At 59.5% G+C, this 22071-nt stretch carries 21 protein-coding genes, 4 tRNA genes and 1 pseudogene; 13 read left to right on the top strand and 13 right to left on the bottom strand.

The genetic code is table 11. From position 1 onward, the window contains the following. Together BVK86_RS21955 and BVK86_RS21950 are read right to left on the bottom strand one after the other, a co-directional pair. Nucleotides 1-621, bottom strand: a pseudogene (locus tag BVK86_RS21955) (T6SS effector phospholipase Tle3 domain-containing protein); the annotation flags it as partial. Between the two features lie 875 nt (nt 622-1496). Continuing rightward, nucleotides 1497-1916: a pilin gene (locus BVK86_RS21950; RefSeq protein ID WP_075948424.1), complete on the bottom strand. Its 420-nt coding sequence runs from the start codon at nt 1914-1916 to the stop codon at nt 1497-1499. 225 nt (nt 1917-2141) lie between these two features. Here BVK86_RS21950 and pilB point away from each other — a divergent pair, with 225 nt between their 5' ends. The 5 genes from pilB to yacG are packed head-to-tail and all read left to right on the top strand — an operon-like array spanning nt 2142 to nt 6753. After that, nucleotides 2142-3842: a type IV-A pilus assembly ATPase PilB gene (pilB, locus tag BVK86_RS21945; protein WP_075948423.1), complete on the top strand. Its 1701-nt coding sequence runs from the start codon at nt 2142-2144 to the stop codon at nt 3840-3842. 2 nt (nt 3843-3844) lie between these two features. Beyond that, nucleotides 3845-5062 (top strand): type II secretion system F family protein, encoded by a 1218-nt coding sequence (locus BVK86_RS21940; protein ID WP_075948422.1) that lies wholly within the window; start codon nt 3845-3847, stop codon nt 5060-5062. Between the two features lies 1 nt (nt 5063). Beyond that, nucleotides 5064-5936 (top strand): prepilin peptidase, encoded by an 873-nt coding sequence (locus tag BVK86_RS21935; RefSeq protein WP_075948421.1) that lies wholly within the window; start codon nt 5064-5066, stop codon nt 5934-5936. Further along, complete coding sequence (gene coaE, locus BVK86_RS21930) at nt 5933-6556, top strand: dephospho-CoA kinase (protein WP_075948420.1); 624 nt, start codon at nt 5933-5935, stop codon at nt 6554-6556. The genes BVK86_RS21935 and coaE overlap by 4 nt, the downstream gene beginning before the upstream one ends. Then, on the top strand, nt 6553-6753 hold the full coding sequence (yacG, locus tag BVK86_RS21925) for a DNA gyrase inhibitor YacG (protein WP_056855639.1): 201 nt from the start codon (nt 6553-6555) through the stop codon (nt 6751-6753). Before coaE ends, yacG begins: the two co-directional genes overlap by 4 nt. Nucleotides 6754-6781: 28 nt before the next feature. On the opposite strand, the gene BVK86_RS21920 is transcribed toward yacG, so the two are convergent. Next, nucleotides 6782-7471, bottom strand: coding sequence for an energy-coupling factor ABC transporter permease (locus BVK86_RS21920; RefSeq protein ID WP_075948419.1), 690 nt, complete (start codon nt 7469-7471; stop codon nt 6782-6784). Continuing rightward, nucleotides 7468-7935 (bottom strand): FAD/FMN-containing dehydrogenase, encoded by a 468-nt coding sequence (locus BVK86_RS21915; RefSeq protein WP_075948426.1) that lies wholly within the window; start codon nt 7933-7935, stop codon nt 7468-7470. Before BVK86_RS21915 ends, BVK86_RS21920 begins: the two co-directional genes overlap by 4 nt. A 127-nt stretch (nt 7936-8062) precedes the next feature. Between BVK86_RS21915 and BVK86_RS21910 the strand changes: the two genes are divergently transcribed. The 4 genes from BVK86_RS21910 to BVK86_RS21895 are packed head-to-tail and all read left to right on the top strand — an operon-like array spanning nt 8063 to nt 10797. Continuing rightward, nucleotides 8063-8689, top strand: a complete 627-nt coding sequence (locus BVK86_RS21910) for a DUF1780 domain-containing protein (protein WP_007970534.1) — start codon at nt 8063-8065, stop codon at nt 8687-8689. Next, on the top strand, nt 8686-9213 hold the full coding sequence (locus tag BVK86_RS21905; protein ID WP_075948418.1) for an MOSC domain-containing protein: 528 nt from the start codon (nt 8686-8688) through the stop codon (nt 9211-9213). The genes BVK86_RS21910 and BVK86_RS21905 overlap by 4 nt, the downstream gene beginning before the upstream one ends. A gap of 51 nt (nt 9214-9264) precedes the next feature. Continuing rightward, nucleotides 9265-9438 (top strand): DUF3094 domain-containing protein, encoded by a 174-nt coding sequence (locus tag BVK86_RS21900; RefSeq protein WP_007970531.1) that lies wholly within the window; start codon nt 9265-9267, stop codon nt 9436-9438. Between the two features lie 60 nt (nt 9439-9498). Continuing rightward, entirely contained in the window at nt 9499-10797 is a 1299-nt protein-coding gene (locus BVK86_RS21895; RefSeq protein ID WP_075948417.1) for an NAD(P)/FAD-dependent oxidoreductase, read from the top strand. 104 nt (nt 10798-10901) lie between these two features. Here the strand turns inward: BVK86_RS21895 and BVK86_RS21890 are convergent. The 7 genes from BVK86_RS21890 to rluD form a co-directional block, all read right to left on the bottom strand. Next, nucleotides 10902-10978, bottom strand: a tRNA-Pro gene (locus BVK86_RS21890). A 95-nt stretch (nt 10979-11073) separates the two neighbouring features. Continuing rightward, nucleotides 11074-11149, bottom strand: a tRNA-Lys gene (locus BVK86_RS21885). Nucleotides 11150-11154: 5 nt separating this feature from the next. Beyond that, a tRNA-Pro gene (locus tag BVK86_RS21880) sits at nt 11155-11231 on the bottom strand. 9 nt (nt 11232-11240) lie between these two features. Then, a tRNA-Asn gene (locus tag BVK86_RS21875) sits at nt 11241-11316 on the bottom strand. 300 nt (nt 11317-11616) lie between these two features. Continuing rightward, a complete protein-coding gene (gene clpB / locus BVK86_RS21870) occupies nt 11617-14181 on the bottom strand; it encodes an ATP-dependent chaperone ClpB (RefSeq protein ID WP_075948416.1) in 2565 nt (854 codons plus the stop codon). Nucleotides 14182-14312: 131 nt separating this feature from the next. Then, nucleotides 14313-15038, bottom strand: a complete 726-nt coding sequence (pgeF, locus tag BVK86_RS21865) for a peptidoglycan editing factor PgeF (protein ID WP_075948415.1) — start codon at nt 15036-15038, stop codon at nt 14313-14315. Continuing rightward, nucleotides 15035-15997, bottom strand: a complete 963-nt coding sequence (gene rluD, locus BVK86_RS21860) for a 23S rRNA pseudouridine(1911/1915/1917) synthase RluD (RefSeq protein WP_075948414.1) — start codon at nt 15995-15997, stop codon at nt 15035-15037. Before rluD ends, pgeF begins: the two co-directional genes overlap by 4 nt. 151 nt (nt 15998-16148) lie before the next feature. Between rluD and BVK86_RS21855 the strand changes: the two genes are divergently transcribed. The 4 genes from BVK86_RS21855 to BVK86_RS21840 all read left to right on the top strand — a co-directional run bounded on the left by BVK86_RS21855 (nt 16149) and on the right by BVK86_RS21840 (nt 20455). Continuing rightward, complete coding sequence (locus BVK86_RS21855; protein WP_075948413.1) at nt 16149-17171, top strand: outer membrane protein assembly factor BamD; 1023 nt, start codon at nt 16149-16151, stop codon at nt 17169-17171. 137 nt (nt 17172-17308) lie between these two features. After that, nucleotides 17309-17542: a PP0621 family protein gene (locus tag BVK86_RS21850; RefSeq protein ID WP_075948412.1), complete on the top strand. Its 234-nt coding sequence runs from the start codon at nt 17309-17311 to the stop codon at nt 17540-17542. Next, nucleotides 17532-19121 (top strand): sensor histidine kinase, encoded by a 1590-nt coding sequence (locus BVK86_RS21845; protein WP_075948411.1) that lies wholly within the window; start codon nt 17532-17534, stop codon nt 19119-19121. The genes BVK86_RS21850 and BVK86_RS21845 overlap by 11 nt, the downstream gene beginning before the upstream one ends. A 2-nt stretch (nt 19122-19123) precedes the next feature. Next, the gene (locus tag BVK86_RS21840) at nt 19124-20455 is read left to right on the top strand and encodes a sigma-54-dependent transcriptional regulator (RefSeq protein WP_075948410.1); all 1332 of its coding nucleotides are present in this window, start codon (nt 19124-19126) and stop codon (nt 20453-20455) included. 44 nt (nt 20456-20499) lie between these two features. Here BVK86_RS21840 and thiO read toward each other — a convergent pair whose 3' ends face one another. Both thiO and BVK86_RS21830 read right to left on the bottom strand, forming a co-directional pair. Beyond that, nucleotides 20500-21600, bottom strand: coding sequence for a glycine oxidase ThiO (gene thiO / locus BVK86_RS21835; RefSeq protein WP_075948409.1), 1101 nt, complete (start codon nt 21598-21600; stop codon nt 20500-20502). 56 nt (nt 21601-21656) lie between these two features. After that, nucleotides 21657-22058, bottom strand: coding sequence for a type IV pilin protein (locus BVK86_RS21830; RefSeq protein WP_075948408.1), 402 nt, complete (start codon nt 22056-22058; stop codon nt 21657-21659). Between the last annotated feature and the right edge of the window lie 13 nt (nt 22059-22071).

The raw sequence follows: 22071 nt of genomic DNA, 5'->3' as shown, positions 1-22071 counted from the left end.
AAAAGAACTGGTGCGAGTGCGGGCCGCGCCTTTGCGGACGGCGCGGGTGTGGTCCTCCGGGTCTTCGGTTAATCCGTTAAACCGCGCCAGCGCTTCCTGCTGCGTGGTGTTGGGCGCGTCATATTCGGCGGGCATCCTGACCCACAAAAAGGTCGCGGCGTCTTTGCCCAGGGCGATGCTTTTGGCAACGTCATCGGGTTTGTCCAGGCCGGCAGTGGTCGGGCTGCCCTGGATGGCTTCGCCGCCAAACATCTGCGGCGCATGGGGCGGGGTCAGGGCCTCGGCATTGATCAGGCGTTCCTGGCCTTCGAGGACCGACGCCTGCGAGGCAATGCCCAAGCCCCAGGATTGACCCGGATAACGGTGCTCGCCGGGGGCGCGCAGGAATTCGGGTTGCGGCGACTTGCCCACGAGCACCGGCTCGCCGTCACGCTGGCGCTTGGTCCACAGCCGTTGATAAAAGCCCATCGATTGCAGCACCATCATCGCCGGTCGCCCATCGGGCGTGGCATCGGGCACGCCGTAGGTGCCAATGCCTTGCACATCATCCAGCGCCACGGTGGTGTCATCCGGGCAAAAATACACATACACCTTGCCGCGATTGTCGCGCTCGGGAAACATAAGACGCCCCGGGGTCATTCACGCCGTGCAGGAAAATCACCACGCCTGGCAGGTCTCGCGGCACCGCAATGTTGCGATCCGTGGCTCTATTCGGCAGCAAACGACTCGTGCTGGTGGCGATCACTGTGTTGTCCGTATAGCTCATGCGTTCCATATCCTTTTGAAATCATGTTCCTCTTGCTGATCCACAGAGGAGCAGTGTCCTTTTACTGAGAGGTTTCAATAGTCGGTCCGTATTGATCCGGCAGGCTCATGACCGACGAGTCATCGGCGTACTCGATTCTCGGATTTTGAACGTTGGCATCCGTGCCGTTGCGATGCCGTCGCTTGCGCCCGATGCATCGCTGCCGACATTTCATCGATCACCCATTCGTTGATACGACACGGCTCAACCATCCTCCAGATCGATTTGTTATGTCCGAGGTGATGATGGTTGACTGAGCGGTGATGGCTGGACGTTAGCGGGCGCAAATTCACCGGCACAATCGTGGCGATGTGGTGGCTCTGTATGGTTTTTTAGCGGGTGAAAGGCGTGTAGATGCGTAGATGCTGGGGCGGAGTTGAAAAACAGATTTAATGTTCAAAATGTAAACCAGAACAGTCCTAGGAACCGTCTTACGCGCACAACGAATGTTGCTTGAGGTACACCGTATTTTGCCTGGATGTAGTGATGCCCGGGAGGGGTGGATAGAGGCCATGCATGAGCATGGAGAGGGTAAAAAAACCCGCACGAGGTGCAATGCTGTTCAGTTAAGAGATAGAGCGAGCAATCAGTAACCTGTGGCGAGGGAGCTTGCTCCCTCGCCACAGATACAATGTTCGTCCTTAACTGAACAGCATTACGCCAAGGCGGGGTTTCAGGCGATCAGCCAAGGTCAGACTTTGGGCGCCACACCGGCACAGCCCTTCGGCGCGAACTCCTGATCGACCGTCGTGGAGCAAGTCCAACCGGTCAGGGCGCGTTTCAGGGTGATGGTTTGATTCAGCACCGGCCCTGGAGCATTCAGAATCGTACAGGCGATTTCACCCGTCCCGTCAGCCGCCTTGCCCGAGGCGGTGGTGGTGCAGTTGGACGTCGTTGCCGTACCACCCACTTTTGTCAGGTCCGGGTCGGTTCCCTGGTTCATCAAGTCTTCAAATGGCACCTTCAACGCCGAAATCTCCGCCAGCCCCGCCGTAACCTTGGCCCGCGCCTGGTACTTGGAGTACGCCGGTATCGCAAACGTCGCGAGAATGCCGATGATTGCCACCACGATCAGCAGCTCGATCAGGGTAAAACCTTTTTGAGTCTTCATAGCCAGCCTCCGTGCATGAGTCGAAATCTCATGATCTGAACCTGTCGCAGCACAGCCCATGCCAAGCCCGGTATGCCGTGTTGGCGGGGTACTCGCCGGGCTTAAAGACCTTTCCTACTCCCAGGATCCGCACTATCTGACACTTTTTGTCACCTCGGGGCCGCTGGTTTGGTTCCGCCGCTTGACTAGGCTATAAGTCATGAATTGTCTGCATCCGGTATCCCCATGAATGACATCGCCCTCAGCGGTCTGGCCAAACAGTTGGTCCTGGCCGAGCTGCTCACTGACAAAAGCGCGCGACAGGCGTATCAGCAAGCCCAACGCAACCGTATGTCCCTGGTCAGCTACCTGGTGCAGAACAAACTGGTGAAAAGCCGTCAGGTCGCCGAGATCGCCTCGGAACACTTCGGCATGGCGCTGCTGGACCTGCATGCCCTGGACAACGACATGCAGCCCAAGGGCCTGGTCAGCGAGAAGCTGGTCCGCCAGCATCACGCCCTGCCTCTCTGGCGCCGTGGCAACAAGTTGTTCGTCGGGGTTTCCGATCCGACCAACCATCAGGCGATCAACGACATCCAGTTCAGTACCGGGCTCACCACCGAAGCGATCCTGGTCGAAGACGACAAGCTCAGCGATGCCATCGATAAATTCTTCGACAGCCATGGCACAGGCCTGGAAGACATTGCCGACGTTGACCTCGATGGCCTGGACATCGAGGCCACCGATGATAAAAACCAGGACGCAATCGGCGCTCAGGAGGCCGATGACGCACCGGTGGTGCGCTTCGTCCATAAGATGTTGCTCGACGCGATCAGGAGCGGATCTTCAGACCTGCATTTCGAGCCCTACGAAAAGCACTACCGCGTGCGCATGCGTACCGATGGCGTGTTGCATGAAGTCGCCAGGCCGCCGATCCAGCTGGCCAGCCGCATCGCCGCACGCCTGAAAGTCATGGCCAGCCTCGACATCTCCGAACGTCGCAGGCCACAGGACGGCCGGATCAAAATGCGCCTGTCCAAAAGCAAGTCCATCGACTTTCGGGTCAATACCTTGCCGACCCTGTGGGGCGAAAAAGTGGTGATCCGGATTCTCGACCCCACCAGCGCGCAAATGGGCATCGACGCCCTTGGGTATGAGCCCGACCAGAAAGACCTGTACATGGCGGCGCTGAAACAGCCGCAAGGCATGATTCTGGTGACTGGCCCCACCGGCTCGGGCAAAACCGTGTCGCTCTACACCGGGCTGAACATTCTCAATACCGTGGACATCAACATTTCGACCGCCGAAGACCCGGTCGAAATCAACATGGAAGGCATCAACCAGGTCAACGTCAATCCCAAGCAGGGCATGGATTTCGCCCAGGCGTTGCGCTCGTTCCTGCGTCAGGACCCGGACGTGATCATGGTCGGCGAAATCCGCGATCTCGAAACCGCCGAAATCGCCATCAAGGCTGCCCAGACCGGGCACCTGGTATTGTCGACCCTACACACCAACAGCGCCGCGCAAACCCTGACCCGCCTGCACAACATGGGCATCCAGGGCTTCAATATCGCCACTTCCGTCAGCCTGATCATCGCCCAGCGCCTGGCGCGCAAACTGTGCAGCCATTGCCGAGTCCCGGTGGAGATTCCCCGCGAAACGTTGCTCAAGGAAGGTTTTCCCGAGGAACGCATCGGCACCTTCACGATCTATGGACCGGTCGGCTGCGATCACTGCAACGGCGGCTACAAAGGGCGGGTGGGGATTTATGAAGTGGTGAAGAACACGACGGACCTGCAACGACTGATCATGGCCGAAGGCAACGCACTGCAAATCGATGACCAGATGCGTAAGGACGGCTTTAACGACCTGCGCACCTCAGGACTGCTCAAAGCCATGCAGGGCATCACCAGTCTGGAAGAAATCAACCGGGTTACCAAGGACTGAACATGGCGGTCAAGGCAGCGAAAATGAGCGTGTATGCCTGGGAAGGCACAGACCGCAAAGGCACGAAAATCAGCGGCGAGTTGAGTGGGCAGAACCCGGCGCTGGTCAAGGCACAACTGCGCAAGCAAGGCATCAACCCCGGAAAGGTGCGCAAGAAAACCACCTCGATTTTCAACATGGGCAAACGCATCAAGGCCCACGACATCGCCCTTTTCACCCGGCAAATGGCGACGATGATGAAAGCCGGTGTGCCGCTCCTGCAATCGTTCGACATCATCGGCGAAGGCTTCGACAACCCGACGATGCGCAAGCTGGTGGACGAGGTGAAACAGGAAGTCGCGGCAGGCAACAGCTTCGCCGCCGCCCTGCGCAAAAAACCGCAATATTTCGATGAGCTCTACTGCAACCTGGTGGACGCCGGTGAGCAGGCCGGTGCACTGGATACGCTGCTGGAGCGGGTGGCGACCTACAAGGAAAAGAGCGAAAGCCTCAAGGCCAAGATCAAGAAAGCCATGACCTATCCGCTGGTGGTGGTCTTCGTGGCGATGATCGTTACCGCCATTCTGCTGGTCAAGGTGGTGCCACAGTTTCAATCGGTGTTCGAGGGGTTCGGTGCCGAATTGCCCGCCTTCACCGTGATGGTCATTGGCCTTTCGCGGTTCATGCAGGACGGGTGGTGGGTCATGCTCGGCGCGCTGATGGTGGCGATTTTCGGGGTGCGCCACGCCTTCAGGACTTCACAGGGTTTTCGCGACCGCACCGACGCCTGGCTGCTGAAGCTGCCGCTGGTGGGCACCTTGATGTACAAGTCCGCCGTGGCCCGATTTGCCCGTACCTTGTCGACCACCTTCGCGGCCGGCGTGCCGCTGGTGGAAGCCCTGGAGTCAGTGGGCGGCGCCACCGGCAACATCGTGTTCAAAAGGGCCGTGCTGCGCATCAGGCAGGACGTCTCGACAGGCATGCAGCTGAATTTTTCCATGCGCACATCCGGCATTTTCCCGAACATGGCGATTCAGATGACCGCCATCGGCGAAGAGTCCGGCGCACTGGATGACATGCTCGACAAGGTCGCCGGATTCTACGAGGACGAGGTCGACAACATGGTCGATAACCTGACCAGCCTGATGGAACCGTTCATCATGGTGGTGCTGGGTGTTATCGTCGGTGGATTGGTGGTTGCCATGTACCTGCCCATCTTCCAACTCGGCTCAGCGATCTGACATGCCCTTGAACGAAATACTGATTCAATATCCGCTGGTGTTCGTTGTGATCGCCGGGGTGATCGGCCTGCTGGTCGGCAGCTTTCTCAACGTGCTGGTCTGGCGCCTGCCGAAAATGCTGGAACGCGAATGGCGCGTGCAGGCCCACGAGATCCTTGGGCTGCCCGGCGAATCAACGCTGCCGACCTTGAATCTGTTTCTACCCCACTCACACTGCCCGCATTGCAGCCACCGGATTCGCCCATGGGAAAATATTCCGGTACTCAGTTTTCTGTTCCTGCGCGGCCGCTGTTCTGGCTGCTCAGCACCGATCAGCAGACGTTATCCGCTGGTCGAACTGGCTTGCGGCCTGGGATCGGCCTTCATTGCCTGGCATTTCGGTTCCGGCTGGCAAGCGTGCATGACATTGCTCCTGAGCTGGGGCCTCTTGGCCATGAGCCTGATCGACGCCGAGCACCAACTGCTGCCGGACGTGCTGGTGCTGCCCTTGTTGTGGCTGGGGCTGATCGTCAACAGTCTCGGTCTGTTCGTGCCCTTGCCGGATGCGGTGTGGGGCGCCGTGGCCGGTTACATGACGCTGTGGTCGGTGTTCTGGCTGTTCAAGCTGCTCACCGGCAAGGACGGCATGGGCCATGGTGACTTCAAGTTGCTGGCGATGTTTGGCGCGTGGGGCGGCTGGCAGGTTCTGCCGCTGACGATCCTGTTGTCATCCCTGGTAGGCGCGGTGATTGGCGTAATTTACCTGCGCTTGCGCAACGCCAAAACGTCTACGCCGATCCCCTTCGGTCCCTATCTGGCAATTGCCGGCTGGATTGCCTTGCTCTGGGGTGGTCAAATAACCGACTTCTATTGGCAGTTTGTCGGTTTGAAATGAATACCCCTGTGGAAAAACCCTGGATTCTCGGCCTGACCGGCGGCATCGGCAGCGGCAAGAGCGCGGCTGCCCAGCATTTCATCGACCTGGGTGTGCACGCGGTCGATGCCGATCATGCCGCACGCTGGGTGGTGGAACCGGGTCGGCCGGCGCTGGCGAAGATCGCCGAACACTTCGGCCCTGGCGTGTTGCAGGCCGACGGCCATCTGGATCGCGCCGCATTGCGCAAACTGATCTTCGAAGTGCCGGATGAGCGTCGCTGGCTGGAAGCCTTGCTGCATCCGCTGATCGGCGAAGAAATCGCCCATCACCTGGCACTGGCAAAATCACCTTACGCGATTCTGGTTTCACCGCTGCTGATCGAGTCTGGCCAGTACGCCATGACCCAACGGGTGCTGGTCATCGATGCCCCTGAACAGCTACAGATCGAACGCACCTTGCGACGTGACCAGACCAGCGAACAGCAGGTCCAGGCGATCCTCAAGGCCCAGTCCAGCCGTCAGGATCGCATCAGCCATGCCGACGATGTGGTGGTCAATGACCGCGACCTCGCCTGGCTGCACAGCGAAGTCGAGCGCCTGCATCACTTTTACCTAACTTTGCGTGGAGGCCAGTCATGAGCCAAACCCCAACCGTCGAATGCCCGACCTGCGGCGCCCCTGTCGAATGGAGTGCCGAGAGTAAATTCCGGCCGTTCTGTTCAGACCGTTGCAAACTGATCGACCTCGGTGCCTGGGCGTCGGAAGAACACAAGATCCCGGTCGCCCCCGACGCCGAGGACGAACTGTTCAGCGGCGATTTCGACCCGCGTCACTGATCCTTCCCGTCGACGATCCCGGGACTGATCAAGGCTTGGGATCGTCGTCCTTCCACGGCGCCGACAGGTAGCGCGTGCGGTTGAACGTCTCCAGCCACTCGGGGCAAAACACCACCAGCGCACTGACCACCATGCCGTTGATGAATGCCTCCGGGAAAATGATCAGCCACAGGTAGCCGACGAAGTCCTCCAGCCAGTACGGCATGGCAAACAGCCCGTCGAACCACAGCAACCCGAGCGCCAGCAGCAGGCACAGCAACGCCGACAGGGCCGCCGCAAAAAATCCGGAAACGAAGATATACACAAAGGGATTGCGTGGCTGTGCACGCTCCACCAGGATCGCACAGCACTCGGTCACCAGCACCGGCAACAGAATAAACAACGCGCCATTGACCCCGACCGCAAACAAATCCTGCCGCCCGAGCGACACCAGCCCCATCTGCGCCACCAGCCCGCCGACGATAGCCAACGGCCAGTCCAGCAACAGCGTCACCGCCGTCATGCCGATGAAGTGATAGGACACGCCGGTGTCGAAATCCCGCCGCACCAGCCACAACATGAACAGCGCGAACACCGTGCCGAACAGCAGATGCTGGCGACGGCTGTCGGTGAACAGCTCGACCCACGGCGCACGCCAGATTGCCCAGAGCAACAGCGGCACATAAATCAGCCAGCCAACTGTCAGACTTTGCGGTGACAGCAGCTCGGCGCCGATCATGGGTGAGACGTCTCCAAGGCCTCACGCAACTGCGCAGCCGTGGCGTACTCGTGCTGCGCCACCAACTGGCCGCCCTTGAGCTGTAACCACAGCACTTTATCTTCGGCACCGGGATACCTCGGAGCAACGCGGCCATCGCGGTCCAGCATCACCCGGTAGGAATAATCACGCATGGCCGGTACGGCGAACATTTTGGCGATCAGCCGTGGCATGCGCTGGATATCCGCGAGAAACACTGCATGGCGGGCCTCCAGATAGCCTTTGGGCTGGCCTTGCAACGCAGCGTCGACCAACTTGGCCCCCTCCATGCTGCGAGCCACCAGCAGCGTCTGAGTGCGATCGTCGAGGGTAAACGCCTGATCGAACTGATCAAGCAACGTCCAGGGTGCCACACGCTCGCCGACCTCAAGTGCATTGGCCCAGAGGGGCAAAAGCCCGAGCAACAATACCGTCCAATATTTCACATTCAACCCCTTGGTCAATCATATGAGTGGTGGCCATCAGTCTACACCGCCGTTTCCGGGTGCCCAGCCACGCTTTTTACCGCTTAACGCTTTCTGCTTGTCGCAATTGAACGCTAAGCTTGGGCCTATGGATGACTCAGATTACTTACGCCTGCTGACCATCGCGGCCGAGCAAGCCAACGCTTTCCTGTCCAATGCCCGCAAATGGGAGCGTGAGCGTTGGGTTTGCCAACGCCTGCTGCAAGGGCTGAACATTCCGTATCGCGCCGACGAATTCGCCCCGGCCGGGGAACCACCGGACGTACTGTTTCGCGACGCCAGTTTCGAAGTGTTCTTCGTGCTCGATGAGGGCCGCCGCCTCAATGATGAGTGGCGCGATGAGCTGCAACGCCGGCGCAGCGCGTTCTCCCTGAGCCAGCTGGTGCGGCGCGAAGCCAAGCCGCGACGCATCCCCGCCAACGAATTCTTGCTGCGGTTGGCGCCGACCCTGCGCAAAAAGGCGCATAACTACAAAGAGCGCGGCATGGACCTGGGTGAGCTGGACATCATCGCCTTCGCCAGCCTCAAGCGCGAAGTGCTGGACCTCAACAGCCATTTCCCGCCGCCCACCGAGTACCTGCGCCAGGGCTGGCGCTCGCTGTCGCTGGTAGGACCGACGTTCGCCCGCGTTCTGTTCGCCCATCCCGACGCACCGGATTTCCTGCGCAGTAATCTGGGACGCAGCATCGTCTTCGATGTCGGGATCAGCCTGTGAGTCCATTGCAGGCGCTGATTGCCGATGTCCCGCAAACCGGCCGCGTTCGCTGGATCGGCGTGCGCCCGGAACGTAACGCGCCGATGATCGAACTCGATGCGGTGGAAGCACGGCTCGAAGCTGGCTTGACCGGTGACCGCGCCCGGCCAGGCGCACGCAACGCGCGGCAGGTGACGCTGATTCAGTGGGAACATCTGGCAGTGATCAGTTCGCTGATGGGCCGCCCGGTCGATCAACCGGTCAAACCTGAAGATCTGCGGCGCAATCTCGTTATCAGCGGGATCAACCTGTTCAGCCTCAAGGGCCGGCGCTTCCGGATCGGCCAGGCGATTTTCGAAACCACTGGCTGGTGCCAGCCTTGCGCACGTCTGCAAAACAACCTCGGCCCGGGCACCTTTCAAGCCGTACGCGGGCATGGCGGGATCACTGCCCGAGTGTTACAAAGTGGCATCATTCGCCTGGACGATACGGTGAACGTCGAGCCCGTTCCGGACACCGGCTATGCTCCGTTCATCGTTCGTTAAATCAGCCTGTAGCTTCTACACATTCAGCAACGTCTACCTGACGAGGCCTTTATGACCAGCCGCCTGAACCCCGACGACCAAAAACATGTCGAAGAGTACCTGCAACTGTCCCAGCACCAAGTCGAGCGCCGACCTTTCCGGCCGTGGATGCTCCTTGTACTGGTATTGGCAGTGACCATTGGTTTAGGCCTGTTGAGCCGACTTATCAGTTACCTGACGCTATGAGCTGCCTTGCGCTCGCGCGGTTGACTGTACCGATTTCATTTAGCCTTGCGAGTTATCCCCATGTCCCATCGTATTGTTATTGTCGGCGGCGGCGCCGGCGGTCTGGAGTTGGCTACCCGTCTGGGTAAGACTCTGGGCAAGCGCGGCACTGCCAGCGTCATGCTGGTCGACGCGAACCTGACCCATATCTGGAAACCGCTGTTGCACGAAGTGGCGGCCGGGTCGCTGAACTCTTCCGAAGATGAACTCAACTATGTGGCCCAGGCCAAATGGAACCACTTCGAGTTCCAGCTGGGTCGCATGAGCGGGCTCGATCGCACCCAGAAGAAAATCCAACTGGCCGCCACGTATGACGAAGCCGGTCTGGAACTGGTGCCCGCCCGTGAAGTGCCGTACGACTCGCTGGTGATCTCCGTCGGCAGCACCACCAATGATTTCGGTACCCAGGGCGCTGCCCAGCACTGCCTGTTCCTCGATACCCGCAAACAGGCCGAGCGTTTCCACCAGCAATTACTCAACCACTACCTGCGTGCCCACGCCGGGCAGACCGACAAGGTCGAGCAGATCAGCGTGGCCATCGTCGGCGCCGGTGCCACCGGGGTCGAACTGGCCGCCGAACTGCACAACGCCGCCCACGAACTGGCGGCTTATGGCCTGGACCGGATCAAGCCGGAAAACATGCACATCACCTTGATCGAAGCCGGTCCACGGGTATTGCCAGCGCTACCGGAACGCATCGGCGGGCCTGTGCATAAAACCCTGGAGAAACTCGGAGTCAACGTGATGACCAACGCAGCGGTCAGCGAAGTGACGGCTGACAGCCTGATCACCACGGATGGCAAAGTAATCAATGCCAGCCTGAAAGTCTGGGCGGCGGGGATTCGCGCACCGGGGTTCCTCAAGGAGATCGACGGCCTGGAAACCAACCGAATCAATCAGCTGCAGGTACTGCCTACCCTGCAAACCACGCGCGACGAAAACATTTTTGCCTTTGGTGACTGCGCCGCCTGCCCACAACCAGGCACTGACCGCAACGTTCCGCCGCGCGCCCAGGCTGCGCATCAACAAGCGTCGTTGCTGGCCAAATCACTGAAGCTGCGCATCGAAGGCAAGGCGCTGCCAGAGTACAAGTACACCGACTACGGTTCCTTGATTTCGCTGTCGCGTTTTTCGGCTGTAGGTAACTTGATGGGCAACCTCACCGGCAGCGTGATGCTCGAAGGCTGGCTGGCGCGGATGTTTTATGTCTCGCTGTACCGCATGCACCAGATGGCGTTGTACGGCCCGTTCCGCACGGCGATGCTGATGCTGGGCAGCAAGATCGGACGCGGCACCGAGCCACGCCTGAAGCTGCACTGATATAAAAACTGTGGGAGCCAGCCTGCTGGCTCCCACTTCCATGCGTTTATGTTTCTCGCAGGCAAAAAAAATCCCCGTATCTTTCGATACGAGGATTTTTAATATGGTCGGGGTAAGGGGATTCGAACTCCTGACATCCTGCTCCCAAAGCAGGCGCGCTACCGGACTGCGCTATACCCCGGTAAAAAAAAGGCACCTTCGAGAGGCGCCTTCTGCGAACAGAGCTTTTGGCGTCTGATCTTAAGATTTGATTCCAGCGTTAACTGGTTTCAAAAATGGTGGGTCGTGTGGGATTCGAACCTACGACCAATTGGTTAAAAGCCAACTGCTCTACCAACTGAGCTAACGACCCAAAAATGGTCGGGGTAAGGGGATTCGAACTCCTGACATCCTGCTCCCAAAGCAGGCGCGCTACCGGACTGCGCTATACCCCGGTTTGAAATTGGCTCCGTGACCAGGACTCGAACCTGGGACCCAATGATTAACAGTCATTTGCTCTACCGACTGAGCTATCACGGAACTACATATTTCAATTTACAACGTTGAAGCTTTACTGCGTTCTCTTCGACTCGTTCGCATCACTGCGTTCGTGTGTCTGAGGCGCGCTATTCTACAATCTTCAGCACCTCTGTCAACCCCCTAAATTGCTTTCAAGTTAATGATTTGCAACTTATTTTGGATTCCTGCTTGGGGAGCGGAAACCCTCGCGGGTGACTGACTGCGGGGCGCACTTTACAAGCCTTTTCCTTTGAGTTCAACAGCCTAACGAAAAAAAGGCCTCGCAATGCGAGGCCTTTTCATTTTTGCTGCCGTCGAGGATCAGGTGAAGACGATTTCGTCGTTTTCCACCACACCGTGGGCCGTGTCCCCTGGCATGAATCGTCCCGACAAAATCAGCTGCGCCAGCGGGTTCTCGATCCAGCGCTGAATCGCTCGTTTGAGCGGCCGTGCGCCATACACCGGGTCGTAACCCACCGCGATCAGCTTATCCATGGCCTCAGGGCTGAGTTCAAGCTTCAGCTCCCGCTCGGTCAGGCGACTACGCAGACGACCCAACTGGATCTCGGTGATGCCAGCGATTTGATCCCGCGCCAGTGGCTCGAAGATCACCACTTCGTCGACCCGGTTGATGAACTCGGGCCGGAAGTGCGTGGAAATGGCATCCATGACCGCCGCACGCTGCGCCTCACGATCACCGACCAGTTCCTGGATCTGCGCCGACCCCAGGTTGGAGGTCATGACTATCACGGTGTTCTTGAAGTCCACCGTGCGGCCATGGCTGTCCGTCAGGCGACCGTCCTCGAGCACTTGCAGCAAGATGTTGAACACATCCGGGTGCGCCTTCTCGACTTCGTCCATGAGGATCACCGAGTAAGGCTTGCGACGCACCGCCTCGGTCAGATAACCGCCTTCTTCATAGCCAACATAGCCGGGTGGTGCGCCGATCAAGCGAGCCACGGAATGCTTCTCCATGAATTCGGACATGTCGATCCGCACCATCGCCTCTTCGGTATCAAAGAGGAATTCGGCCAGCGCCTTGCACAGCTCGGTTTTACCGACACCGGTGGGGCCGAGGAACATAAACGAGCCACTTGGCCGGTTCGGGTCGGACAACCCGGCGCGAGAACGCCTTACCGCGTTGGAAACCGCGACCACCGCTTCTTCCTGGCCAATCACACGCTGGTGCAACAGGCTTTCCATCTTCATCAGTTTTTCGCGTTCGCCTTCGAGCATCTTCGACACCGGGATACCGGTCCACTTCGACACGACTTCGGCGATCTCTTCTTCTGTCACCTTGCTGCGCAGCAACTGGTTTTCGGTTTTGCCATGCTGGTCGACCATTTGCAGGCTGCGCTCCAGGTCCGGGATCACCCCGTACTGCAATTCGGCCATGCGGTTCAGGTCGCCCTTACGGCGAGCGGCTTCCAGTTCCTGACGGGACTGTTCGATCTTTTGCTGGATCTGCGCAGAACCCTGAACTTCAGCTTTTTCCGAGTTCCAGATTTCTTCGAGATCGGAGTACTCACGCTCATGCCGAGCGATTTCTTCCTGCAGTTTTTCCAGACGCTTCTTCGCTGCGTCGTCGCTTTCTTTCTTCAGCGCCTGGGATTCCACCTTCAGCTGAATCAGGCGACGCTCCAGACGGTCCAGCACTTCCGGCTTGGAGTCGATCTCCATGCGGATGCGGCTGGCGGCCTCGTCGATCAAGTCGATGGCTTTGTCCGGCAACTGCCGGTCAGTGATGTAGCGATGGCTGAGCTTGGCCGCCGCGATGATCGCACCGTCGGTGATTGCCACCTTGTGGTGAACCTCATAGCGCTCTTTGAGGCCACGCAGGATGGCGATGGTGTCCTCTTCGCTCGGCTCGTCCACCAACACTTTCTGGAAGCGTCGCTCAAGCGCGGCGTCCTTCTCTATATATTGGCGGTACTCGTTGAGCGTGGTTGCGCCAACGCAATGCAGCTCACCGCGTGCCAGGGCGGGCTTGAGCATGTTGCCCGCGTCCATCGAGCCTTCGCCCTTACCGGCGCCGACCATGGTGTGCAGCTCGTCGATGAACAGAATGATCTGCCCTTCCTGCTTCGACAGCTCATTAAGCAGGGATTTCAGGCGCTCTTCGAACTCACCGCGATACTTGGCACCGGCAATCAACGCCCCCATGTCCAAGGACAACAGGCGCTTGCCCTTGAGGCCGTCCGGCACTTCGCCATTGATGATGCGCTGAGCCAGGCCTTCGGCGATGGCGGTTTTACCCACGCCGGGCTCACCGATCAGCACCGGGTTGTTCTTGGTGCGGCGTTGCAGCACCTGGATCGTGCGGCGAATTTCGTCGTCGCGGCCGATCACCGGATCAAGCTTGCCGTCTTCGGCGCGCTTGGTCAGGTCGACGGTGTATTTGTCCAGCGCCTGGCGCGCCTCCTCGTGGTTCGGGTCGTTGACGGCCTCGCCACCACGCAGGTTGTTGATCGCGTTTTCCAGGGCTTTCTTGCTCACGCCCTGACCGAGCAACAGCTTGCCGAGCTTGCTGTTTTCGTCCATGGCGGCGAGCAGCACCAGTTCGCTGGAGATGAACTGGTCGCCCTTCTGCTGGGCCAGACGGTCGGCCTGGTTGAGCAGACGCGCCAGATCCTGCGACATGTTGACGTCGCCGGTCGGGTTCTGGATCTTCGGCAGCTGGTCGAGCTCTTTGGTCAGCTCTTTACGCAGGCTGTTGACGTCGAAGCCCACCTGCATCAGCAGGGGTTTGATCGAGCCGCCCTGCTGTTCGAGCAAGGCTTGCATCAAGTGCGCCGGTTCAATGGCGGGATGATCGAGGCCGACAGCCAGGGACTGGGCATCGGACAACGCTAACTGCAATTTGCTGGTTAAACGGTCAATACGCATGGGGTCACCTTCCTTTTGAGCAGGCCGGACCTATAAAACATCCTGAATGAAGAAACCTGCCAGATAGCACAATAGATGTGGTCGATTCTGGGAGTTTCAAGCGTCTTGAGGTTGATGTAGATCAGACAAATCTAGCGTTCGAGCCAAACAAGAGAGGCAAACCGGCCGGTTTTTGGGTTGCGGCGGTAAGAAAAGAATCGCGGATCGGTCACGGTACAGAAACCGCCACCATAAACGGCGTTGACACCGCGGGCCGCCAGGCGCAGACGAGCGAGCCTATAAATGTCGGCCATGAACTTGCCGGGGTTGTGGCTCGGCACAAAAGCCTCACCGGCTTGCGGGAGCTGCTGCACGAAGGTTTCGCGTACTTCCGGGCCGACTTCAAAGGCTTGCGGGCCAATGGCTGGGCCGAGCCATACCAATACGTCGGCTGGTGGCACCTCCAGACTGTCGAGCGTTGCTTCGAGTACACCCGCCGCCAACCCGCGCCATCCAGCATGAGCTGCGGCGACGCGAGTACCGGCACGGTCGCAAAACAGCGCTGGCAAGCAGTCGGCAGTCATTGCCGCACAGGCAATACCTGGGGTGGCCGTCCAACTGGCGTCGGCGGTCACCACTCGGCTCGGGTCCGCGTGCGCCACGACAATGCCGTGAACCTGCTGCAACCAGGCCGGCTGGATGGAAAAATGATCGGTGAGGCGACGGCGATTCTCGGCGACAGCTTCAGGGCTGTCGTCGACGTGATCGCCGAGGTTGAGGCAGTCGAACGGCGCCAGGCTGACGCCGCCCGCACGGGTGGTGACACAGGCTTTGACCCCGGCCGGCGCGGGCCAGTCAGGAATCAGCCAGTCACTCATCCGATGAACGCCTCGCGGTCTTGCTTGAGCAGGGTCAGCAACCAGACGAAATCTTCCGGCAGCGGCGATTCCCAGCTCATGCGTTGACCGGTCGTCGGATGATCCAGCTCCAGGAACCGCGCATGCAGTGCCTGACGCGGGAAGTTTTTCAGCGACTCGACCATGGTCGGGTTGGCTGCCGGCGGAATCCGGAAACGACCGCCGTAGGCAGGGTCTCCGACCAACGGGTAGTTGATGTGCGCCATGTGCACGCGAATCTGGTGCGTACGACCGGTTTCCAGCTTCACCCGCACGTGGGTGTGGGAACGGAAACGCTCAAGCACGCGGTAGTGACTGACGGCTGGCTTGCCGCCTTCCATCACGGCCATGCGCTGGCGTTGCTGGCCATGACGACCGATCGGTGCATTGATCTTGCCACCCGCCGTCACCACACCAATCACGATGCATTCATAGATGCGGCTGACGCTGCGGCTCTGCAACTGTGTAACCAGCTGAGTCTGCGCCTGAATGGTCTTGGCCACCACCATCAGACCGGTGGTGTCCTTGTCCAGGCGATGCACGATACCGGCGCGGGGCACATTGATGATGTCCGGCACGTGGTGCAGCAAAGCGTTGAGCAAGGTGCCATCGGCATGACCGGCAGCCGGATGCACCACCAGGCCCGCAGGCTTGTTGATCACCAGGATTTCGTCGTCTTCATAGACGATGTCGAGCTCGATGTCCTGAGCGATCCATTCGCCCTGAGCTTCCTGCTCGGCAGTGAGTTCAAGAATGGCGCCACCGTGAACGATGTCTCGCGGGCGGATAACCGCCCCATCCACAGTCAGGCGGCCGTCTTTGATCCAGGCGGAAAGGCGCGAGCGCGAGTGCTCAGCGAATAATTGTGCGGCGACTTGATCGAGGCGTTGGCCGCCCAATTCGGACGGCACCTCTGCGCGAAGTTCAATTTTATCGGACATGCTCAGACTAGGCGTCGGCACAGCCTTTGGTTTCGGCTGCGCGCTTGTGGTTAAATACGGCGTCTTTTGCCCCGAGGCTATTCAACGGGGCGCTCATCATAACAGGACGGCCACGCCCAAGACAGCGGCCGTCATAGGGACGCAAGCCGCCATGCAAGTGAAACACCTGCTGCTGATCGCCATCCTCGCATTGACCGCTGCTTGCTCATCGAAGGAAGTCGTAGACGAAAACCTGAGTGAAGTCGAGTTGTACCAACAGGCTCAAGCCGACCTGGACAACAACAGCTACACCAGTGCCACCGCCAAGCTGAAGGCTCTGGAATCGCGTTATCCGTTCGGTCGTTATGCCGATCAGGCGCAACTCGAGCTCATCTACGCCAACTACAAGAACGCCGAACCAGAGGCTGCAAAAGCCGCTGCGGAGCGTTTCATTCGTCTGCATCCACAGCACCCGAATGTCGATTACGCCTATTACCTGAAAGGCTTGACGTCTTTCGACCAGGACGTTGGTCTGCTGTCGCGCTTCCTGCCGCTGGACATGACCAAGCGTGACCCGGGTGCCGCGCGCGACTCCTACAACGAGTTCGCCCAGCTGACCAGCCGCTTCCCGAACAGCCGCTACTCGCCTGACGCCAAGCAGCGCATGATCTACCTGCGCAACCTGCTGGCAGCCTACGAGATCCACGTGGCCGACTATTACCTGACCCGTCAGGCCTATGTCGCGGCTGCAAACCGTGGTCGCTACGTAGTGGAAAACTTCCAGGAAACGCCTTCGGTCGGTGACGGCCTGGCGGTGATGACCGAGTCCTACCAGCGTCTGCACCTGGACGATCTGGCCGCCACCAGCCTCGAAACCCTGAAGCTCAACTACCCGAACCACCCATCGCTGGTTGATGGTCAGTTCGTGCCGTCGGTTGCCGAAGCCGACAACCGTTCGTGGCTGAGCAAGGCCACCCTGGGCCTGATCGAATCCCGTCCTCCGCTGCCGCCGGGAGAGACCCGTGCCAACCAGGACGTGCAGAAGCAGTTCCAGGACGCGAAAGAAGCCATTCCAAACGAACTCAAGCCTAAAGATGCGGATGGCGAGGTGATTGAGGAAGAGGAACACGAAGCGCAAGGCAACAATGAAGACCGTTCGTGGTTCAGCTACATGACCTTCGGCGTGTTCGACTGACACGACCGGCGGTACGATAAGGGAGACTCTCGAGTCTCCCTTTTTTATTGCCGATTTTTTGTGAATATCAATTGCACTGTGCGCCTGTCATGTCCCCGGCTAAACTGCCGGTTCATCAGCCAATAAAGCAGCTCATCATGCTTCGTTTACTCTTCTGGATCGCCGTGATTGCCGCCGCAGTGTGGTTCTGGCGCAAGTACAAGAGCCAGGTGTCCTCCCCCAAGTCCAATGCCGAGCTGGAGGCAGCGCCGATGGTCCGTTGCGCCCATTGCGGCGTACACCTGCCTCGCGACCGCGCGCTGAACCTTCAACAACAGTGGTATTGCAGCCAGGCTCACCTTGAGCAAGGCCCCGGTTCCAGTGATCGCTGAGGCGTCCAGTCACGGCGGCAAACAGGCTCAGCGACTGCTGCGCCTTTATCATCTCTACCGTTTAAGCGTCGGCATCATTCTGGTGTTGCTGATCTCCAGCAACATGGACAACCAGTTGCTGACGTCAGCCAATGACGACCTGCTGCGCAGTGGCAGCTGGTTGTACCTGGTGCTGAATATTCTGCTGGTGGTCTTCTTCGAGAACACCCGCCGCCCGGCACAACTGTTCAGCCTGGCGCTGCTCGACGTCTTGCTGCTGTGCGGCCTGTTCTATGCCGGCGGCGGTGTGGCCAGCGCCATCGGTAACTTGCTGATCGTCTCGGTAGCCATCAGCAATACCTTGGTGCGAAGGCGCATCGGCCTGTTGGTTGCCGCCGTCGCGGCGATCGGCATCGTCGGCTCAAGCTTTCTGCTGAGTTTTACCCATCGCGCCAGTCCCAATGACTACTTGCAGGTCGGCACCCTCGGCGCCCTGTGTTTTGCCGCCGCACTGCTGGTACAAGGCCTGGTCCGACGCCTGGAAGTCAGCGAAACGCTGGTGGAGCAGAAGGTCAGCGAAGTCGTCGGTCTTGAGGCGCTCAATGCCCTGATCCTGCAACGCATGCGCACCGGCATCCTGGTGCTAGACGACCAGCGGCGCGTGCAACTGGCCAATCACAGTGCCTTGGCGTTGCTGGGGTGCGATCGCCTTGAGGGCCAACTGATCGACGACCACTTCCCGTCGCTCGTAGAGCGTCTGCACCTGTGGCTCAACAACCCGACGCTACGCCCCCAGAGCCTGAAAATCGCCAGCAGCGGCATGGAGCTGCAACCCAGTTTCATCGCCCTGGACCCGAGCCCCCAACACCAAACCCTGGTTTTTCTGGAAGATCTCGCGCAAATCGCCCAACAAGCCCAACAACTGAAACTCGCTGCCCTCGGCCGCCTGACCGCCGGCATCGCCCATGAAATCCGCAATCCATTGGGCGCCATCAGTCATGCCGCGCAGCTATTGCGAGAATCTGAGGAACTGAACAGCGCGGATCAACGTCTGACGCAGATTATTCAAGACCACTCTCAGCGCATGAATCGGGTAATCGAAAACGTCCTGCAATTGTCCCGCCGCCAGCAAACCGTGGCGCAACGCCTCGACCTGAAGCCGTGGCTGCAACAGTTCGTCACGCAAACCCGCGAGGCCGCGACCGAGCGTCAGCAGATCCACCTGAACATCGGCCCCGGTGACTTCAAGACCCTGATGGACCCGAACCAACTGCACCAGATCATCGACAACCTGATACGCAACGCGTGGCGCCACAGCGCGCAAACCCACAACCTGGCGCAGGTCTGGCTTGAGTTGTTCATCGAACCCGGCAGCCAGTTGCCGATCCTCGAAGTGCTGGACGACGGCGCCGGCGTGACGCCAGATCATCAGGCGCAACTGTTCGAACCTTTCTTCACCACCAGTCACCAGGGCACCGGCCTTGGGCTGTATCTGTCCCGTGAGCTGTGCGAAAGCAACCAGGCCCGCCTAGACTTCAAACCACGCCAAGGCGGCGGCTGCTTTCGCATCACCTTTGCTCACGGACGGAAACAAAGTTGAATATGAGCCCACGGCAAAAAGTCCTGATCGTCGACGACGAACCGGACATCCGCGAACTCCTGGAAATCACCCTGGGACGGATGAAACTCGACACTTACAGCGCGCGTGACGCGAGCGAGGCCCTGGCCTTGCTCAAGCGTGAAACCTTCGATCTGTGCCTGACCGACATGCGCCTGCCGGATGGCACCGGCCTGGAGCTGGTGCAGCACATCCAGCAACGCTACCCCCAGACCCCGGTGGCCATGATCACCGCGTACGGCAACGTCGACACGGCAATTAACGCGCTCAAGGCCGGTGCTTTCGACTTCCTCACCAAACCGGTGGACCTTAATCGCTTGCGGGAACTGGTCAGCAGCGCCCTGCTCCTGCCCGCCCCCGGTGGCGTGATTGATCGGCGCCTGCTGGGCGACTCATTGCCCATGCGCAATTTACGCAAACAGATCGACAAACTGGCGCGCAGCCAGGCCCCGGTTTACATCAGTGGCGAATCCGGTAGCGGCAAGGAACTGGTGGCCCGATTGATCCATGACCGCGGCCCGCGGGCCAACCAGGCGTTCGTTCCGGTCAACTGCGGAGCGATTCCGTCGGAACTGATGGAAAGCGAGTTTTTCGGTCATCGCAAAGGCAGCTTCAGCGGCGCCATCGAAGACAAGCCGGGGCTGTTCCAGGCCGCCCAGGGTGGCACGCTGTTTCTCGACGAAGTGGCTGACCTGCCGCTGCCGATGCAGGTCAAATTGCTGCGGGCGATACAGGAAAAAGCCGTACGCAGCGTCGGTGGCCAGCAGGAAATGGTGGTCGATGTGCGCATTCTTTGCGCCACCCACAAGGACCTTGGCGCCGAAGTCGCCGCGGAACGCTTTCGCCAGGATTTGTACTACCGCTTGAACGTGATCGAACTGCGCGTACCGCCCTTGCGCGAACGCCGTGACGACATCGAGCCGTTGGCCAGCCACGTGCTCAAACGCCTGGCTGCTGACACCGGTCAACCGGTGGCAAAACTGCACCCGCAAGCACTCGACGCACTGAAAAGCTACCGCTTCCCCGGAAATGTACGGGAGCTGGAGAACATGCTCGAGCGGGCTCACACCCTCTGTGAAAACAAACAGATCGAGGCCGGCGACTTGCGGCTGGTCGAGGGCAACTGCACGCCTGAGGGTGGGTTGCCGGATTTGACGCAAATCGACAATCTTGAAGCGTATCTGGAAAACGTCGAACGTCAGCTGATTCTCCAGGCACTGGAAGAAACCCGCTGGAACCGCACGGCGGCGGCTCAGCGGCTGAATCTTTCGTTCAGGTCGATGCGTTATCGGCTGAAAAAATTAGGGTTGGATTGAGGCCCCCATCGCTAGCAGGCTAGCCTGCTAGCGATGGGGATCGGTCAGATGCGCCCCGTCGGCGCATACGGCGCCGGATCAATGATCGGCTCGCGCCCCAACATCACATCGGCAAACAACTGACACGAGGCCGGCGCCAGTACCAGCCCGTTGCGGAAGTGTCCGCAGTTGAGCCACAACCCGTCAAACCCGGGCGCCCGGCCAATGAAGGGAATGCCTTCCGGCGACCCTGGGCGCAAACCGGCCCAATGCCCGACCACTTCGGCATCCGCCAGCGCCGGAATCAGCTCCACCGCCGAGGCCTTGAGGCTCTCCAGGGCCGATTCAGTTGGCGTCTTGTCGTAGCCTTCGAACTCCAACGTGCTGCCAATCAGAATGTGCCCGTCGCGTCGGGGAATGGCGTAACGCCCTTTGGCCAACACCATGCTCGGCAAAAAATCCGTCGCGCACTTGTAGAGAATCATCTGTCCTTTTACCGGTTCGACCGGCAGCGTGAGATCGAGACTCTTGAGCAAGTCGCCGCTCCAGGCGCCGGCGGTCAGGACCACTTGATCACCTTTGATCGCGCCCGTGGAAGTCTGCACACCGACAATTTTTTCGTCCTCGCGAATGAACCCGCTGACCTCACACTGCTCATGGATCGTCACGTTCGGCAGCGCCTGCAAAGCAGCCTTGAGCGACTTCACCAGGCGCGGATTGCGCACGTTGGCGACATCAGCCATGTAGATGGCTTGGGAAAAACCACCGCCCAGCACCGGCACCGCGTCGTGCGCCGCCGAGATATCCACAGACCGCAACGGACGATTCTCCCGTGCCGCCCAGGCCAGCGCGTCAGCTTCGTCGTCCAGATCGAGCCAGTACAGGCCGGTGACATGCACTTCGGGATCGATCCCGGTGGCAGCAAACAGGCGCTCACCCAGCTGTGGATAAAAATCCTGGGACCAATGAGCCAGAGCGGTGACCGCCGGGTTGTAACGCCATGGGTAAAGCGGCGAAACAATGCCACCACCCGCCCACGACGACTCTTGCCCGACGTTCGATCGGTCCAGCAGCACAACGCTCTGCACTTCGGACGCGAGATTGAATGCCGTCAGCAGGCCGATTACCCCGCCACCGACAATCACCACTTGCTGTTGCCTGTTCATATTCTGATCCAGCCGATAAATAGACAGAGGACGCAAAAGGCGCCCGAAGAGAAGACTCAGCGACCCCAGCAATCCTTGGTGGTCAGGCCGGCCGTGGCGTTGACCATGCTGCGCACACCCGTATTGGTGATCGTGAAATCACCGCACTTGTCTGTTGCCATGGATGTACCGGCCTTGCGCACTGCCGTCAGCAGGAAGGTCTGGTCGGTCAGGGTCGACGTGATGGTGTAGTAATCATTGCCGGGACTCAGCCCCGCAACACCGGTGTAGACATTTTTTTGCGAATAGAATCGTTCGAGAAGCTGCGCCTGCTCGGACAGCAGACCGGCCACTTCGGCACGGCGGCCCTTCTTCAGGTACTCGGTGAAGCTCGGTGCCGCGATGGTCATGACAATCCCGATGATCGCAATCACGATCATGATTTCGATCAGGGTAAAACCACGGTTGGATCTGTGCATGCCTCAACTCTCA

It is taken from the genome of Pseudomonas reinekei, assembly GCF_001945365.1.
Classification (GTDB): Bacteria; Pseudomonadota; Gammaproteobacteria; order Pseudomonadales; family Pseudomonadaceae; genus Aquipseudomonas; species Aquipseudomonas reinekei.
The sequence above is the reverse complement of the archived record's forward strand: the minus strand, read 5'-3'. Positions and strand labels throughout refer to the sequence as shown.